This window comes from Capsulimonas corticalis (assembly GCF_003574315.2).
Classification (GTDB): Bacteria; Armatimonadota; Armatimonadia; order Armatimonadales; family Capsulimonadaceae; genus Capsulimonas; species Capsulimonas corticalis.
Genome location: NZ_AP025739.1, coordinates 2663479 through 2677249, shown reverse-complemented (window position 1 = coordinate 2677249; position 13771 = coordinate 2663479). Strand labels below are relative to the sequence as shown.

General features: G+C 61.3%; 16 protein-coding genes. 6 read left to right on the top strand and 10 right to left on the bottom strand.

Going from position 1 to position 13771, the window contains the following annotated elements:
- Positions 1-3: 3 nt before the first annotated feature.
- The 8 genes from D5261_RS11470 to gap form a co-directional block, all read right to left on the bottom strand.
- The gene (locus D5261_RS11470; RefSeq protein WP_165864488.1) at positions 4-795 is read right to left on the bottom strand and encodes an ATP-grasp domain-containing protein; all 792 of its coding nucleotides are present in this window, start codon (positions 793-795) and stop codon (positions 4-6) included.
- Between the two features lie 11 nt (positions 796-806).
- Complete coding sequence (locus D5261_RS11465; RefSeq protein ID WP_119323640.1) at positions 807-1349, bottom strand: D-lyxose/D-mannose family sugar isomerase; 543 nt, start codon at positions 1347-1349, stop codon at positions 807-809.
- 27 nt (positions 1350-1376) lie between these two features.
- Positions 1377-2561, bottom strand: coding sequence for a carbohydrate kinase family protein (locus D5261_RS11460; protein ID WP_119323639.1), 1185 nt, complete (start codon positions 2559-2561; stop codon positions 1377-1379).
- Position 2562: 1 nt separating this feature from the next.
- Entirely contained in the window at positions 2563-3711 is a 1149-nt protein-coding gene (locus D5261_RS11455; protein WP_119323638.1) for a Gfo/Idh/MocA family protein, read from the bottom strand.
- 13 nt (positions 3712-3724) lie between these two features.
- Positions 3725-4567, bottom strand: a complete 843-nt coding sequence (locus D5261_RS11450) for a class I fructose-bisphosphate aldolase (protein ID WP_119323637.1) — start codon at positions 4565-4567, stop codon at positions 3725-3727.
- A 242-nt stretch (positions 4568-4809) separates the two neighbouring features.
- A complete protein-coding gene (locus D5261_RS11445) occupies positions 4810-5094 on the bottom strand; it encodes a DUF6968 family protein (protein ID WP_119323636.1) in 285 nt (94 codons plus the stop codon).
- A gap of 37 nt (positions 5095-5131) precedes the next feature.
- On the bottom strand, positions 5132-6280 hold the full coding sequence (locus D5261_RS11440) for a lactonase family protein (RefSeq protein ID WP_119323635.1): 1149 nt from the start codon (positions 6278-6280) through the stop codon (positions 5132-5134).
- 82 nt (positions 6281-6362) lie between these two features.
- On the bottom strand, positions 6363-7376 hold the full coding sequence (gene gap / locus D5261_RS11435) for a type I glyceraldehyde-3-phosphate dehydrogenase (RefSeq protein ID WP_119323634.1): 1014 nt from the start codon (positions 7374-7376) through the stop codon (positions 6363-6365).
- Positions 7377-7574: 198 nt separating this feature from the next.
- On the opposite strand from gap, the gene D5261_RS11430 reads away from it, so the two are divergent.
- The 6 genes from D5261_RS11430 to D5261_RS11405 all read left to right on the top strand — a co-directional run bounded on the left by D5261_RS11430 (position 7575) and on the right by D5261_RS11405 (position 12561).
- Positions 7575-8360 carry an inositol monophosphatase family protein gene (locus D5261_RS11430; RefSeq protein ID WP_218025712.1) on the top strand — a complete coding sequence of 262 codons (786 nt, stop codon included), beginning with the start codon at positions 7575-7577 and terminating at the stop codon, positions 8358-8360.
- 68 nt (positions 8361-8428) lie between these two features.
- A complete protein-coding gene (locus tag D5261_RS11425) occupies positions 8429-9754 on the top strand; it encodes a bifunctional folylpolyglutamate synthase/dihydrofolate synthase (RefSeq protein ID WP_119323633.1) in 1326 nt (441 codons plus the stop codon).
- Positions 9755-9759: 5 nt separating this feature from the next.
- A complete protein-coding gene (locus D5261_RS11420; protein ID WP_301002473.1) occupies positions 9760-9888 on the top strand; it encodes a hypothetical protein in 129 nt (42 codons plus the stop codon).
- 137 nt (positions 9889-10025) lie between these two features.
- Positions 10026-10547 carry a DinB family protein gene (locus D5261_RS11415; protein WP_119323632.1) on the top strand — a complete coding sequence of 174 codons (522 nt, stop codon included), beginning with the start codon at positions 10026-10028 and terminating at the stop codon, positions 10545-10547.
- Between the two features lie 104 nt (positions 10548-10651).
- A complete protein-coding gene (locus tag D5261_RS11410) occupies positions 10652-11242 on the top strand; it encodes an RNA polymerase sigma factor (RefSeq protein ID WP_119323631.1) in 591 nt (196 codons plus the stop codon).
- Positions 11239-12561: a DUF4349 domain-containing protein gene (locus D5261_RS11405; protein ID WP_119323630.1), complete on the top strand. Its 1323-nt coding sequence runs from the start codon at positions 11239-11241 to the stop codon at positions 12559-12561. The genes D5261_RS11410 and D5261_RS11405 overlap by 4 nt, the downstream gene beginning before the upstream one ends.
- Positions 12562-12676: 115 nt before the next feature.
- On the opposite strand, the gene D5261_RS11400 is transcribed toward D5261_RS11405, so the two are convergent.
- Both D5261_RS11400 and D5261_RS11395 read right to left on the bottom strand, forming a co-directional pair.
- Complete coding sequence (locus D5261_RS11400) at positions 12677-13408, bottom strand: hypothetical protein (protein ID WP_125206213.1); 732 nt, start codon at positions 13406-13408, stop codon at positions 12677-12679.
- On the bottom strand, positions 13392-13739 hold the full coding sequence (locus D5261_RS11395) for a PadR family transcriptional regulator (protein ID WP_119323628.1): 348 nt from the start codon (positions 13737-13739) through the stop codon (positions 13392-13394). The genes D5261_RS11400 and D5261_RS11395 overlap by 17 nt, the downstream gene beginning before the upstream one ends.
- Positions 13740-13771: the final 32 nt, after the last annotated feature.

Genomic DNA, 13771 nt, shown 5'->3' with positions numbered 1-13771 from the left:
CCATCAGCGAATTTCCTGATAACGGGAAATCTCCCGGACAATATTGCCGACGTTCGCCTGATAAAAGCCGCTCCCATTGATGCAGTTCAGTTCGATGATCTTCAGCGCTCCCTCGGAACTCGCAATGTCCATGACGAAGGCGGGCGCGGGCGACCACTCAGCGGCGGCGGCCTCCGCGTAGGCGAACACTTCCGGAGGAGTGAAGGGCGCGGCCTCCGGCTGATATTGGGACGATCCGATCACGCGGCCTTCGAGCAGAAATAGGCGCCATTCGGCGGTGATCTGTCGGTAGGGCGCCACGATCAGCGGCGTGTCCGCCTGGATCTCGGTGTCCGTAGCGTCTCGGAACCCATCGAACCACGAACAGAATTCGGCGTACGTCATCACCTGCCCGGCCAGTCGCTTCAGATCGTCGTTAGGGCGAATGAATAGCTTGCGTTCGGCGGCCCAGCCCCAGGCTTCGATTTCGGACGGCGTGGCGACCGTCATCCCATCATTGAGCATTCGATCGCCGTAATACTGATGGTAGGCCGTCGGGGTAAACAGCGCGGGATCGAAGAAGACGCCTTTGCGCCATCGATCCGAACGAAGCGCGCTCAAGATCAGCGTCGTAAATCCATAAATGAAAAACGGCCACTCGACCTCCGGCGGCACGTCCGGCATCTCTTCGAGAAACGGGATGACCCGCACTTCCACCAGAGGAGCGTCACACGCGGCGCAGGCGTTCTTCAGAGCCGTCAGCGTCGGCGATGTCGCGCCTTTACTAGCCTGAACGATCCAGGTCGTCTTCTTCATCGAAAACCCCATCACTCCACAATCGTCACACGCTGTATTCGGGGATCGGTAAAGATATCGAACTCATCCCGGCTGCGCGTCGAGAACTCGGACACTACCGCGCCCTCGTCGCCCGCCTGGAACCAGTGCCGCGTGTCCGGCATGATCGTGTACTGCTCGCCTGGTATCAGCACAATCTCCTGCCCGACCGTATACACATCCTCCGAACCCAGCGGCGGCCGCGCCTGTAAAGTCCCGCTCCCCTCGCCTTCCACGTACAGATACACCAGGCCGGACCGACAGCGAAACGTCTCCTCCTTGCCCGGCTCGCCGTCAATCGGCGGATGCCGATGCTCGGGGCAGGTCTGGCGGGGGAACAGCACTAACTCTTTCGCGCAAACGCGCTCGGTGTTGATGTAGGTGATGAGCTGGAGGCCGTGGACATCCAGATCGCCGAGGCCGAAGTCGGCGACTTCGATGTGCGCGGCTTCTTCGGGCGTCAGCACAATCCCGGCGCGCTGGAGGTATTCGTGGGCGCGCGCCTGAACTTCTTCGAGCTTTTGCTGTGAGATCATGTCTATTGTTACCCCGTGGGCGTGATGTTATCCTGCCTGCGGCTCAAACACGCCACGCGTTTTGTCCCACACCCAGCCGTCGCCGGAGTGCGTGGCGCATCGTTTCCAGCCCTGCGCGAGACGCGCGGAAGTTTCGGGCCAGGAGCGGACGCCGCTGAAGGCGTCCACGGCTTCGACGCTGCATGCGCCGACGGCGCAGGCGGCGACGAGGCATTGGGCGGGATCGTCCCCGCGCAGAAGGGCCATCAGGAAGCCGGCGATGGTCGCGTCCCCGGCGCCGGTCGCGCCGACAACGTGGACGTCGAAGCAGGGAGACCAGAATTCACGGTCGAACCAGGATGCCATGGGGTTGAGGAAGGCTCGGCCGGCGTCGCCAAAGCGAGCGGATGAGGCGGTGCGCAAATAAAGGCCCCGTTCTCCGAGCTTGACGCCCGCGACGGCGCAGCCCATGTCGAGCAGCACCTGGGAGATATGGCGCAGGTCTAATGCGCCGACATGAGCGGGGAATTCACCGCCGCCCGACGAAATACGCTCGTAAGCGGCGCGGTCCAGCATCCAGAAGATCTCTTCGGCGCTTGGCAGAAACACGTCCACGTACGGCAGAACCGCCGCCAGGATCGCCGGCCAGTCGACGGCGCTGGAGGGACCGTTTGGATCGGGCATGCTGAGATCCAGCGAAGTGGTCACGCCCAGCGATTTCGCGCGCCGCATCAGTGCGCTCAATTCTTCGCCCCCGTTCGCGTACATGCGAGGGAGCAAGGGCGGATAGCCGAAATGGAACAGGCGCGAAGACGCCAAGACCTCGTCCGAAACATCGGCGGCTTGGAACGTGGCGTTGCAGCCAGGGCAGTGCAGAAACATACGGTCGCGATTTTCTGGGCTGAGGATCACGCTGTACGACGTGTGCTCTCCGTGGGCGACGACCATGTTCGCGGCGAGATCGAGTGTGTCGCCGGATACTAAATCGCGCAGGGCGCCGCCAAGCACGTCGTCGCCGATCTTCCCCACGAGCCGAACATTCACTCCCAGTTGATGCAGCGCAAGCCCCGTGTTCGCCACCGCGCCGCCGGTCGCCAGAACCGCCGGCCCCGTTTCCAGCAAGCCGCCGGGGACAAACTGAAAATCGTCCGCGCGGATCTGCGGGATAATGTCGAGGCAAATGTGTCCCGCCACGACGACATCCGCCGAGCGGTCGTTTTCGTGATTGGGCATGCTAGTCAATGGCGATTACCTGCGCCTGCGCCTGGGACGCCAGCGCCGCCGTGAACACACGATGGCTCTGCGCCGTTTCGTTGGGAGTGGCGCAGCGGAACGGCTGACGCATCGCGTCGCCGTGCGCGATTTCATCGCAAAAGGCCGCCCACATCTGCAAGATCGAATCCGAGAATCCGAACTCGAAGATTCCCCCGGTAATCGTGGGATAACACGACGCCGGACCGAGATCGAGGGTGCGCCACGCCTGCTCGTCGCCCGGCGCGTAGGGCAGAGTGCGCAGGGTTTTGGGATATTTCGTGCTGAACTCCGCCGAAAACTCCGTGCCGTACACCTGGAGATACCAGGTATTAGTTTCGCCGGGCGCGATGCGCTTGGTTTCCAGCAGCATGGGAAACGCCTGCTCGCCCGAAGCCACTTCACACGACAGCAGCGCATTGTCCCAGGTCTCGCAGAGGGCGGGGGCGCCGTCTGGGCCTGGCCGATGCGTCACCACATTGGTGAGCATCGCGCGCACGTTGCGCGGCGCCCACCCCGCACGCAATGGCGCGTGCAGAACGTGCAGGCCCAGATCGCCCATACAGCCATAGGCGCCGTTGGTGGCGATCCGGCGCTTCCAGTTGATCGGCTTGCGCGGGTCCAAATCGCTGCTGTGGAGGAACCCGGCGCGCACTTCTAAAATGCGCCCGAAGCGCTCTTCTTGTATGGCCTGGATCACCCGCTGGGCGCCGGGATAGAACGGGAATTCCGAAGAGCATCGCACCAGAACTTCGGGATGCGCGCGCACGGCGTCCATGACCCGCGCGTTCGCTTCTAAATCGATCCCAAACGGCTTCTCGCCCAGCAGATGCTTACCGGCATTGATAATGTCGATATAAATCCGCTCGTGTAGATTGTGCGGCACGGCGCAATAAATCGCGTCAATTTCAGAGCTGTTCAGCAGGTCCTGATAATCTCCCGTCGCGATCTTGATGTCCGGAGAACTGTCTTGAAACCAGCCGAAAGTCTTCGGATCGGCGTCGCAGATCCCGACGATTCGCGGACGCACGTCCATCTCCAGCAGATGCGACCAGCGCGCCGCCGCGCTGGCGAATTCGCGGCCCATCAGGCCGCACCCAATCACACCAAATCGTATTTCTCGCTGCGCCATTGCGTGTCTTCCCTTATGCCTGTGTGTCGTGACCCAGGATCGCCTGCGCCTGCTCCGCCGTCGCGCCATCGTGGATAATCGCCATCAGGGCGCGCGTGATCTGCGCCGGCCGCGCGTGCTGGATCACATTGCGCCCATAGACGATTCCCGAGGCGCCCTGCCGGATCAATTCTTCGGTCCGCGCGAAGATCTCCGCCTCGCTCGCCTTGCCGCCGCCGCGCACGAGCACGGGGACGCCCGACGCCACCTCCACCACGCGGTGATATTCCCGCGCGTCGTCGCAAGGGTCGGCCTTGATAATATCGGCCCCCAGCTCGGCGGCCTGCCGGACAAGCGGCATGATCTTATCGATATCCCCATCCACCAGATAACCGCCGGCCGCGTTCGCCTGCATCACCAGCGGCTCCACCATCAGCGGCATCCCATAACGAACGCAATCCGGCTTGATGCGGCAGATGTTCTCAACACACTGCGCATGCAGATCCGGCTGATCCGGGAGCAGCAGCAGGTTCACCACGACGCACGCGGCGTCCAGCGCCAGCGCCTGCTCCACGGGATTGGCGATCATGCGGCTAAACAGCACGCGCGGCAGTTCCTTGCCATAGACATTCGCGATATCCGTCCGCAGCACCAGCGATGGCTTCTGCTTGCCCGGAATGTCTTGCAATAGTGGCGCAAGTCCCACCGTCAATTGAATAGCGTCCGGGGCGGCGTCCACAATGGTCGTCACCGCCGACCGCATATCCTCAATGCCGCCTAGAAACGACCGTTCGTTGAAAAATCCATGGTCAATCGCCACATCGAAGCAGCGTCCATCCCCAGCGAAGAGACGGTGAAAGCGAGCGGAGCGCGTCATAAAGGAATCTCATTTCATCAGGATAATTGCTTACGCCAGTATAGCACGGAGGCGTTAACTTTTGTAAGCTTTTCATAAGCTTACTATTAACATTTCTCATTTCTCCGCGTGCTTGTCGCCACCAGTATAGCATGGTCTTTGCATCTTGTCTATAACACAATCATGATTATACTAAAGAAAGTCACGAGTCAGGCTGAGACCGGCGGTTTGGCATTATTCCGTTCACGACAGCAGATTAGTGCTTATAGAATGTTGGCGCTTCCATAAAGCGTGATTTCTCCCCGGTAATGCAAGGCTAGATTTTCGATTAATACTTGCATTTTGCTAAGACCAATCTCTAGCGCCTGGTAAGAATCGACTCCATATGCTGGTCGTTTCACGACTTCATCTGGCGTTTCTATCACGATATGGCACACCCAATCTTGTCCCGTCTCACATCTGCACGGCTTCTCCATGCTAATCCGTATGTTGCGGGCGATCCCGTCTTGGTTAAGATCAAAAATTCTTTCCGCAATAATTTCAGACATTTAGGCATCCTCATTCCGAACAATCGGCAGGAAAGATCTATCGGATCGGCAGAAACCGCTCGCAGAACGGCGCGGGGACGGCGACGGGCTCTCCGGTTTGCGTCAGCTTCCCAGTCTTCGGATCGATGTGGAAGACGATGGCGTTGTTGCTGTCGTGATTGCTGACAAGAAGCCAGCGGCCGGTGGGGTCGAGTTCGCAGTTGCGTGGGAATTTGCCTTGGGTCGGGATGTTTTGGATGAGGGTGAGGCGGCCGGTTTTTGCCTCGATGGAGAAGACGGCCACCGTGTTGTCTCCGCGATTGGTGGCGTAGAGAAATTTCCCGTCGGGGTGGATGAGAATTTCCGCCGCGAAGCTCGTTCCTTGAAATCCTTCGGGAAGCGTGGAGACGGTTTCGTGTGGGGTCAGAACGCCGTGATGGGAATCCCAGCCGAAGTGGACGATGCTGTTTCCCATCTCGTTGATGAGGTAGACATCGTGGCCGTCGGGATGAAATGCAAAATGGCGGGGGCCGGAGCCGGGCGCGACGGCGGCGAAGGGCGGGTCGTTTGGCGTCAGCGCGCCGGTCTTGGGGTCGAGGCGATAGACAAAGAGCTTGTCGGCGCCGAGGTCGGCGGATAGGACGAATTTGTTTGTGGGGTCCACATGGATCGAATGCGCGTGCGGGCCTTCTTGCCGCTGTGGGTTGACGCTGCTTCCCGTGTGCTGCGAAAACGCCGTGCGCTCGCCAATGCTTCCGTCGTCTTTGAGGGCGAATGCGGCGACGTTCCCTGGGCCGTAGTTCGCGACCATCAGCGTGTGCCCCGTGGCGTCCAGGCTGATGTAGCAGGGTTCGCCGCCGCCGCTGGGTTGCTCATTGAGAAGGGTCAGCTTCGCCGTGGCGGGATCGATGGCGTAGGCGCTCACGGAACTGCCGGGGTCCGAGTTGCAGGTGTATAGGCGCTTGCCGTCATGGCTGATCACGAAATAGGACGGCGCCACGCATTCCTGGAGAAACGTGGGGATGGTGAGCTGGCCGGTGTCCGTGTTGAAGCGCGCCAGCGAGAAGCCGATTCCTGGTCCTTTGCCGTGCGAGCCAAAGTACACGAACATCTCTGCGGACGACGCGGGGGTAATGGAAACATTCATCATGGTAACCAGGAAGGCGCACAGAGTTAGAAAGCGTGGGAGGGCGGCTTGAGGCGTCATCGCGATCCTTCAAATTTCCGAAAAGAAAAAACGGGCGCAGCCGATCGGCCGCGCCCGTTTTTTCGGGGATCGAGGATAACCCTTACAGGCCCTTCTCGTTCAGGAAGTTGATCAGGTCGGCGACGCGGCAGGAGTAGCCCCACTCGTTATCGTACCAGGAGACGACCTTCACGAAGTTGCCCAGACCGATGGTGTCGAGCGCGCTGAAGATCGAGGAGTGCGGGTTGCCCTTGAGGTCCGTGGAGACGAGCGGCTCGTCGCTGTACTGAAGGATGCCCTTCATCGGACCGTCGGCGTACTCCTTGACGGCGGCGTTGATTTCGGCCGGATCGGCGTCGCGGCCGAGGATCGCGGTGAAGTCGACGACGGAGACCGTCGGGGTCGGCACGCGGAACGCCATGCCGGTGAACTTGCCCTTCAGCTCAGGAATGACCAGGCCGACAGCCTTGGCGGCGCCGGTGGAGCTGGGAACGATGTTCTGCGCAGCGGCGCGAGCGTCGCGAAGGTCCTTCGCGGCGGTGTCGACGGTGCGCTGGGAGTTCGTGTAAGCGTGGATCGTGGTCAGAAGGCCCTTGTCGATGCCGAACTTGTCGAACAGGACCTTGGCGACCGGCGCCAGGCCGTTCGTGGTGCAGCTCGCGTTCGAGATGACGTGGTGCTTGGACGCATCGTAAGCGTCGTTGTTGACGCCCAGAACGATCGTCAGGTCTTCGTTCTTCGCCGGAGCGGAGATGATGACCTTCTTGACGCCATGCTCGCGGTGCGCGACAGCCTTGGTGGCGTCGGTGAAGAAGCCGGTGCTCTCAATGACGACGTCGACGCCTTCGGTGTCCCACGGAATGTTCGCGGGATCCTTCTCGGCGAAAACGGTGATCTTCTTACCGTTGACGACGATGTCCTTATCTTCGTAGGACACTTCGCCTTTGAAGGGGCCGTAGTTGCTGTCGTATTTCAGAAGGTGGGCGTTCGTATGCGCGTCGGTCAGGTCGTTCAGCGCGACAACTTCGATCTCGCCGTTCGGGAAGCGCTCCTGGATCGCGCGGTAAGTGATGCGGCCGATGCGGCCAAAGCCGTTAATGCCTACTCGTACTGCCATATTGCGGGTCTCCTTGCTGAGGCCTAGTGTGTGAGGTTTTGATTGAAAATCCGCCTTTAGTATGGCACGGCGGTTAGTCGAAAGTCAATAAACACCAGGTTTCGCGCAGGAGATAAGGCCGTGTGTAGCCAAACTAAGCGGCGTGTTCCCAGCCTCGTCCCGCGAGGCGGATTGCGGAAACCCGAATTCGGAGAAGAAATGACCATGACCGCCCCCACCCTGCGCGAGCTGCTGGACGTCGCCGTGGACGCCGCTTACCTCGCGGGCCGCAGCACTCTCGGCCACTTCCAGACCGGCCTGCGCCCCGATCTTAAGGCCGACAATACTCCCGTGACCATCGCGGATAAAGAGGCCGAGAAGATCCTGCGCGCCCGCATTCTGCGCGACTTCCCCACCCACGCCATTCTCGGCGAAGAAGAAGGCGCGAGTGAAGGCGACGCGGACTACCGCTGGATTGTGGACCCCATCGACGGCACCAAATCGTTTGTCGCCGGAGTGCCGCTCTACGGCGTCCTCGTGGGCGTCGAAGTGCGCGGCGAGCCGTCGGTCGGCGTCATCTACATCCCCGCCCTCAACGATATGATCTCCGCCGCCACGGGCCTGGGCTGCACGTGGAACGGCCGCTCCTGTCGCGTCTCGGACGTGGACAGAATGGAAAACGCCCTGGTCCTCACCACGTCCGTATCGAGCTGCCAGAAGCGCTCCGACGCCTTTGACCAGCTCGTCTCGCGCACGCGAATCCAGCGCACCTGGGGCGACGCCTTCGGTTACGCCATGATCGCCACCGGCCGCGCCGAAGTGATGCTGGACCCGGCCATGAACCCCTGGGACTGCGCCCCCATGCTCCCCATCATGCGCGAAGCCGGTGGCCACTTCTCCGACTGGAGCGGCAAAGCCACGATCCACGGCGCCGACGCCGTCGCGACCAACGCGGCGCTCGCGAGTCCGGTGATGGAGATTTTGAAGAGCGAGAAGAAGTATTAACCCGCCGGGTATTGCGCATATCCCCGGGTTTCATACCCGCGTGTTCTACCGGGTATACTAACGCCCGTATGAACTTCAACGACGCGCTTCTCTATATGCAGGGACGACTTCGGCTGGGCGTGAAGCTGGGCAATGAGCGTTTTCTGGCGCTTTTGGAGCGGGCCGGGAGTCCGCAGGAACAGTTAGCGGTGGTGCACATCGCCGGCACCAAGGGCAAGGGGTCCACGGCGTCTTTTGTCAGCAGTATCTTGACCGCCGCCGGGTACCGGGTCGGCTCGTATATGTCCCCCTTTGTGTATGATGTCCGCGAACGGATCCAGATCAACGGCGTGATGATCCCGCAGGACGACTTCGCGCGCTGGGTCGGCGTGCTGAAGCCCCACATCGAAGCCATCGAAGCGACGGAGCTGGGCGCCACGACCGAGTTTGAATTAAAAACCGCCGTGGGACTTTGCTATTTTGCTGAACAAAAGGTCGATTACGCCGTCTTGGAAGTAGGACTGGGCGGGCGGCTGGACGCGACCAACGTCATTCCTCATCCCCTTGTCACGGCGATCACCAATATCGGCTACGATCATGTGGAGCTGCTGGGCGACACGCTGGCCAAGATCGCCCGGGAGAAGGCGGGGATCGTGAAGCCCGGCGTCCCATGCGTCACCGGCGTTCCCATCGACGGCGAGGCCGACGAGGCGATCGCCGAGATCTGCCGCGCGCAGGGCGCGCCGCTGCATCATGTGGTCGCGGGAGACGGCGAGTTCTCCTATGTCGCGGATGACGAGACTCTGTTATCATTTCACACGCCCCGGCGGCGGCTGACGGATGTGCGGCTGAAGATGCGCGGCGCGTTCCAGCACGCGAACGCGGCGGTCGCGGTGGCGGCCCTGGATGCAATTGTCGATGAACGGCGCCCGGTTCTGCCCGATGATCGGGTAAAATGGGGATTGGAAAACGCCTTCGCGCCTGGACGCTTGCAGCAGATCGCGGACCGTCCGGCGATCGTCGTGGACGTGGCGCACAATGAGCTTTCGGCGCAGGCGCTCGCGGACGCGCTGCGCGCGGATTACGGCGCAGGGAAACGACGCTTGATCCTGATCGCGGGCCTCTCGAAGAACCACGCGCCGGATACGTTTTTGAAGCCGCTCGCCGCGCTTCATCCGGCGATCTTCCTCGCCACGCAGCCGGCGTTCCATCCCCGCGAAGCGACGGAAGTCGCCGAGGCGGCGGCGGCGCTCGGTATGCCCGATGTGCGGATCGTTCCCGATGTGCCGGACGCCGCGCGCGCCGCGCTGGCCGAGGCCGCGCCGGGCGATCTCATCTGTGTCACCGGCTCATTTTACACCGTGGGGGACCTGCCCCCGCAGCTCTGGCGGGATTTGCTCGCCGAAAGGAAATAATCGTCATGCCTTACCAGGGACAAACCGCGCTGATCGTCAGCCTCATCTCTATTTGTTTCGTCATCGCTCTGTGGGTCATCGGCGTTCGCTTCGAGAAAGAGCAGCTTTCGAAGAACCGCGACGACCACCACTAGCGCTTCCTAACGCGCTGCGCCGTATGCGCGCCGGATCGTCGTCGATCGTCTTCAATCTCAAGTCGTAAAGAAATAACCACAACGTCTTCATCCGTCCTCCCATGCCTGGGAGACGGAATTGACACTGGAGATCTCGAATGACCAAGGAGTACGAGACGTATTTCGACACGCTCGAACGTCTGCGCATGGACCTGCTTTACACGATTTCCTCGCTGCCGCCCCACACGCTCATGAAAAGCCCCGGTAACGGCGCATGGTCCGTACAGCAGCATGTCCACCATTTGTTATTGACGGACGAGGAAATCGTCCGTCAGGCGACCCATCCCTCGCAAAGCCGCAAGCGGCGCAGTCCCAAATCCGCACTGACCGTCGCGCTGGTCTGCCGGGCGCCGCACGCATTCCCGGATGTCCCCATTTCGGAAAACCTCCTCGATCCCTCCGAAGCGGGACGCCTGGCGCTGGAAGAGATGACCGCGCGCTGGGACGCCACGCGGACCTTGCTCCACATGCATCTCAAGCACCTCACCCCATACTCGCGCGGCCTCACCATGTATCAGCACCCCTGGACCGGCCGCCTCGACACCATCCAAACCCTCCGTCTGCTGGAAGCGCACACCGAACACCACTTCCGCCAAATCCGCGCGCTGACGGGCAATTGATTGTCGGCGCTCCGCCTCCCACAAAAAATACTTCTTCCCGTACGTGAACCTTTCGCCCGCAATACGGAACTAACCCCTCGGAAAGCGAATACTGAGGCGGACATTTGCGAAACGATCAACATTTGGCGGAGCGGGCGGCGCGGGGCGAACGTGCGGCGTGCGCGGAGATTTTGGACCGCTACGGCGCGCGCTTGCATCGGTTGGCGCGCACCTACGCCGCCGGCGAAGCCGACGCGGAGGACCTGACTCAAGAGATCTTCGTCAGCCTCTTCAAAAGCATCGGCGGCTATGGCGGGCGGGCGTCGCTCTCCACCTGGATCTATCGGGTGGCGCTCAACCAGTGCCTGAAGCACAAAGAGCGCCGCGCGCCGGACACCCTCGCCTACGACGAAACCCTTCCGAACGGCCCGGATCATCCGGGCGACCCGGAGCGGTGGGTGGCCCGCCGCGAGCTGGCCGACCAGGTACAGAGCGCGCTGGGGACGCTCACGCCGCAGCACCGCGACATCGTGGAACTGCATGAGATGCATGGTTTGACCTACAGCGAATGCGCCGAGATCCTCGGCGTCCCCCTCGGCACGGTGAAAAGCCGGCTTTCCAACGCGTTCCGCCGCCTGCGCGATTGTCTGGGCGGCTACGTCCAGGACACGGCGTCCAGCGCCATTCCTGAGACGGCATCGGAGAGTTTATCATGACGCAGCGACACGCATACGAAGACGATTTGAAGGCATACATCGACGGCGAGCTTTCCCTGCTCCGCCGCCTGGCCGTCGCCCGTCACCTCGCCCACTGCGCGTCCTGCCGCATGGAGGTTGCCCAAATGTCCCAAATCACCGAAGAACTGCGCCCCGAAACCGACGAGGCGCTCGACCCAAACCTGCGCGCCAAGATCCTCGCCGATCTCGGCCCCGCATCGACCTCACCCGTCCGCACCCGCCGCAAACTCCGGCCCATGCCGGTCTTCGCCGGCTCCGTCGCCGCCATCGCCGTCCTCTGGTGTCTCGCGCCGATCTTCACGGCGAATCACTTAGGCTCCCCAATGGCCGCAAAACATATCGGCCTCGGTCTGACACAATATGCGCAGGATTACGACGAACGGTCCGTCGCCACTGTCCCAGCGCAGTCAATGACGCCTCCTGGTGCATATTACAACTCCGCCAATAGGACCTTCGCCCCGACGCAGACTTTCGATTCCAACGGTAAGAACGGCGTTACGCTCCAAATCAAGAATCCCGAATCGCGTTTTATGGACGACAGCGGACGCATTGACGCCAAGCAATCGCCGCCCGTGACGTACTCGGTGAAACTGAGCGACAAGGAAGCGGGAGTCGATTCTACTCGACTGGTGCATAACGAAGCGTCGATCGGCGTGGAAGTGGCGAACTCGGAAGCGTCGAGCGCGGATCTGGCGACACTGGTCAAAGGCGTCGGCGGCTATGAGGCGGAAAATTCGCTGACGACCGATGAGAATGGGATCCGCTCGGCGGATGTGACGGTGAAAGTCCCGGTCGATCAGTTTGATAACGTCATGACGCAGATTGGCAAGTTCGGCAAGGTGACCAGCAAAAGCATCACCGGCGAGGACATCACCGAGAAGACCAGCGACGCCGATCAAGCGGAGCAGGTGATGGAGGACGAAGTCCGGCGCACCGACGCCGAGCTCAAGAGCCGCGGCAAGCGCGTGACATGGCGGGATCAGGAGCAGGCCCGCGACCTGCGTATCCAGCTCAACCAATCGCGCGCTCGGCTGGAGCTGCTCAAGAAGATGGCGCGCCTCAGCTCAATCGAAGTCACGCTGAACGAAAAAGCGAAAGACCCGCCCAAAGTCACCAGCAACTTCTGGACCAACCTCTGGGCGTCCACCGGCGCCGCCACCGACACCCTCGCCGCCGCCTTCGGACGAGTGCTCGCCCTCGTCATCTGGTTCGTCGCCTACGCCCCGCTATGGATCCCCGCGATCCTCGGGTATCGGTGGTGGGCCAAAAAGAACAAGCGCGAGGAAAGCACGGTATAGAGCCCGCCATCAGATCGCATTCCCCAAAACGATGGGAAGCCGCCGTCGCGAACGAGGTGTTCCTCGTTCGCGACGGCAAATGTGCGAAATCGCGTTCTCTGCCCATACCGGGACGTCAGGCCCGCAGCAGCCGTCGAATGCGCCGCGAACGGCTGATGCTGCTTCCCAAAACACAGAGTCCGCCAGTCGTTATGAGAGAAAGAATGGAAATTCGGGCTAAGAATAACAATAGCGCAGCGGTCGAATGCCCGGCATGCTGCGCCATCATTGCCGTCTTCAGAGCGTTCGCATTCATGCACAGGCCAACCAACTCCCAGAGAGCGCCAAGCGCGCAGGTCCAAAGAAGGGCGGCGGTCGCGCGGCGCGGCTGACGCCAGCCACAGATCGCGCCGGCCATAACCACGGCTGCCTGCCCCCAAAGATACCAGAAGCCGAAGATCAACGCCGTCCAGAACGAAACGGGGCTTCCAGTCACAAGGCCCGCTCTGATCGGAGCCATCCCAAGGAAAATCAGGTAGTTTATGATGTGGATGGCAGTCAGCATGCCGGTCCCAATGACAAACGCGCCCCAGAAGCTCCCAGGTTCATTGGCGCGAAGCCACGATTTTGCCCACGACTTCCCCATGGCCGCCGGATCGCCTATCATCCGCAGGGCGTCGCGCACCGCGGCGTCATCATCACGGCCCTCATCCCGGTATTGATCGGCCAGGGTCTGGGCATGGGTTTTGATCTCCTGAAGGAACGGCTGCTTTGCCTCCTCCGGGATCGCCTTCATGGGCTTCGCGACGCAATCCAAATAATCGGCGATCCGATCTTCCGGATTCGGGGTATTAAGCTGGCTGTTCACGTTTCACTCCTTCGATGATATTGTTGACGGCCATGGAGAATAAACTCCACGCCGCTGTCCGCTTCGAGAGTTCCGCCTGCCCGGCCTCGGTGATCGAGTACGTCTTACGCGGGCGCTCGCTCTCCAGATGCTCCCACTGACCGGCAATCAAGCCCGCGCTTTCCAGACTGTACAGCGCGGGATACAGCGTGCCGTATTTGAACTTTAAGATGTCGCCGCTGCGCTTCTCGATCGCCTGCGCGATGGCGTAACCATGCATCGGCATTTCCTCCAGCACGGCCAGAATCAGCGTTGGTGTGTTCCCTTTTAATAACTCGCGTTCGTTTCCCATCACGCCGCCTTTCCAAATCGTCGACCTTACAA

What these genes read in the sequence shown, in the direction of transcription:
- D5261_RS11470 (WP_165864488.1), bottom strand. Translation starts at nt 795, where the DNA reads ATGAAGAAGACGACCTGGATCGTTCAGGCTAGTAAAGGCGCGACATCG.
- D5261_RS11465 (WP_119323640.1), bottom strand. Translation starts at nt 1,349, where the DNA reads ATGATCTCACAGCAAAAGCTCGAAGAAGTTCAGGCGCGCGCCCACGAA.
- D5261_RS11460 (WP_119323639.1), bottom strand. Translation starts at nt 2,561, where the DNA reads ATGCCCAATCACGAAAACGACCGCTCGGCGGATGTCGTCGTGGCGGGA.
- D5261_RS11455 (WP_119323638.1), bottom strand. Translation starts at nt 3,711, where the DNA reads ATGGCGCAGCGAGAAATACGATTTGGTGTGATTGGGTGCGGCCTGATG.
- D5261_RS11450 (WP_119323637.1), bottom strand. Translation starts at nt 4,567, where the DNA reads ATGACGCGCTCCGCTCGCTTTCACCGTCTCTTCGCTGGGGATGGACGC.
- D5261_RS11445 (WP_119323636.1), bottom strand. Translation starts at nt 5,094, where the DNA reads ATGTCTGAAATTATTGCGGAAAGAATTTTTGATCTTAACCAAGACGGG.
- D5261_RS11440 (WP_119323635.1), bottom strand. Translation starts at nt 6,280, where the DNA reads ATGACGCCTCAAGCCGCCCTCCCACGCTTTCTAACTCTGTGCGCCTTC.
- gap (WP_119323634.1), bottom strand. Translation starts at nt 7,376, where the DNA reads ATGGCAGTACGAGTAGGCATTAACGGCTTTGGCCGCATCGGCCGCATC.
- D5261_RS11430 (WP_218025712.1), top strand. Translation starts at nt 7,575, where the DNA reads ATGACCATGACCGCCCCCACCCTGCGCGAGCTGCTGGACGTCGCCGTG.
- D5261_RS11425 (WP_119323633.1), top strand. Translation starts at nt 8,429, where the DNA reads ATGAACTTCAACGACGCGCTTCTCTATATGCAGGGACGACTTCGGCTG.
- D5261_RS11420 (WP_301002473.1), top strand. Translation starts at nt 9,760, where the DNA reads ATGCCTTACCAGGGACAAACCGCGCTGATCGTCAGCCTCATCTCTATT.
- D5261_RS11415 (WP_119323632.1), top strand. Translation starts at nt 10,026, where the DNA reads ATGACCAAGGAGTACGAGACGTATTTCGACACGCTCGAACGTCTGCGC.
- D5261_RS11405 (WP_119323630.1), top strand. Translation starts at nt 11,239, where the DNA reads ATGACGCAGCGACACGCATACGAAGACGATTTGAAGGCATACATCGAC.
- D5261_RS11395 (WP_119323628.1), bottom strand. Translation starts at nt 13,739, where the DNA reads ATGGGAAACGAACGCGAGTTATTAAAAGGGAACACACCAACGCTGATT.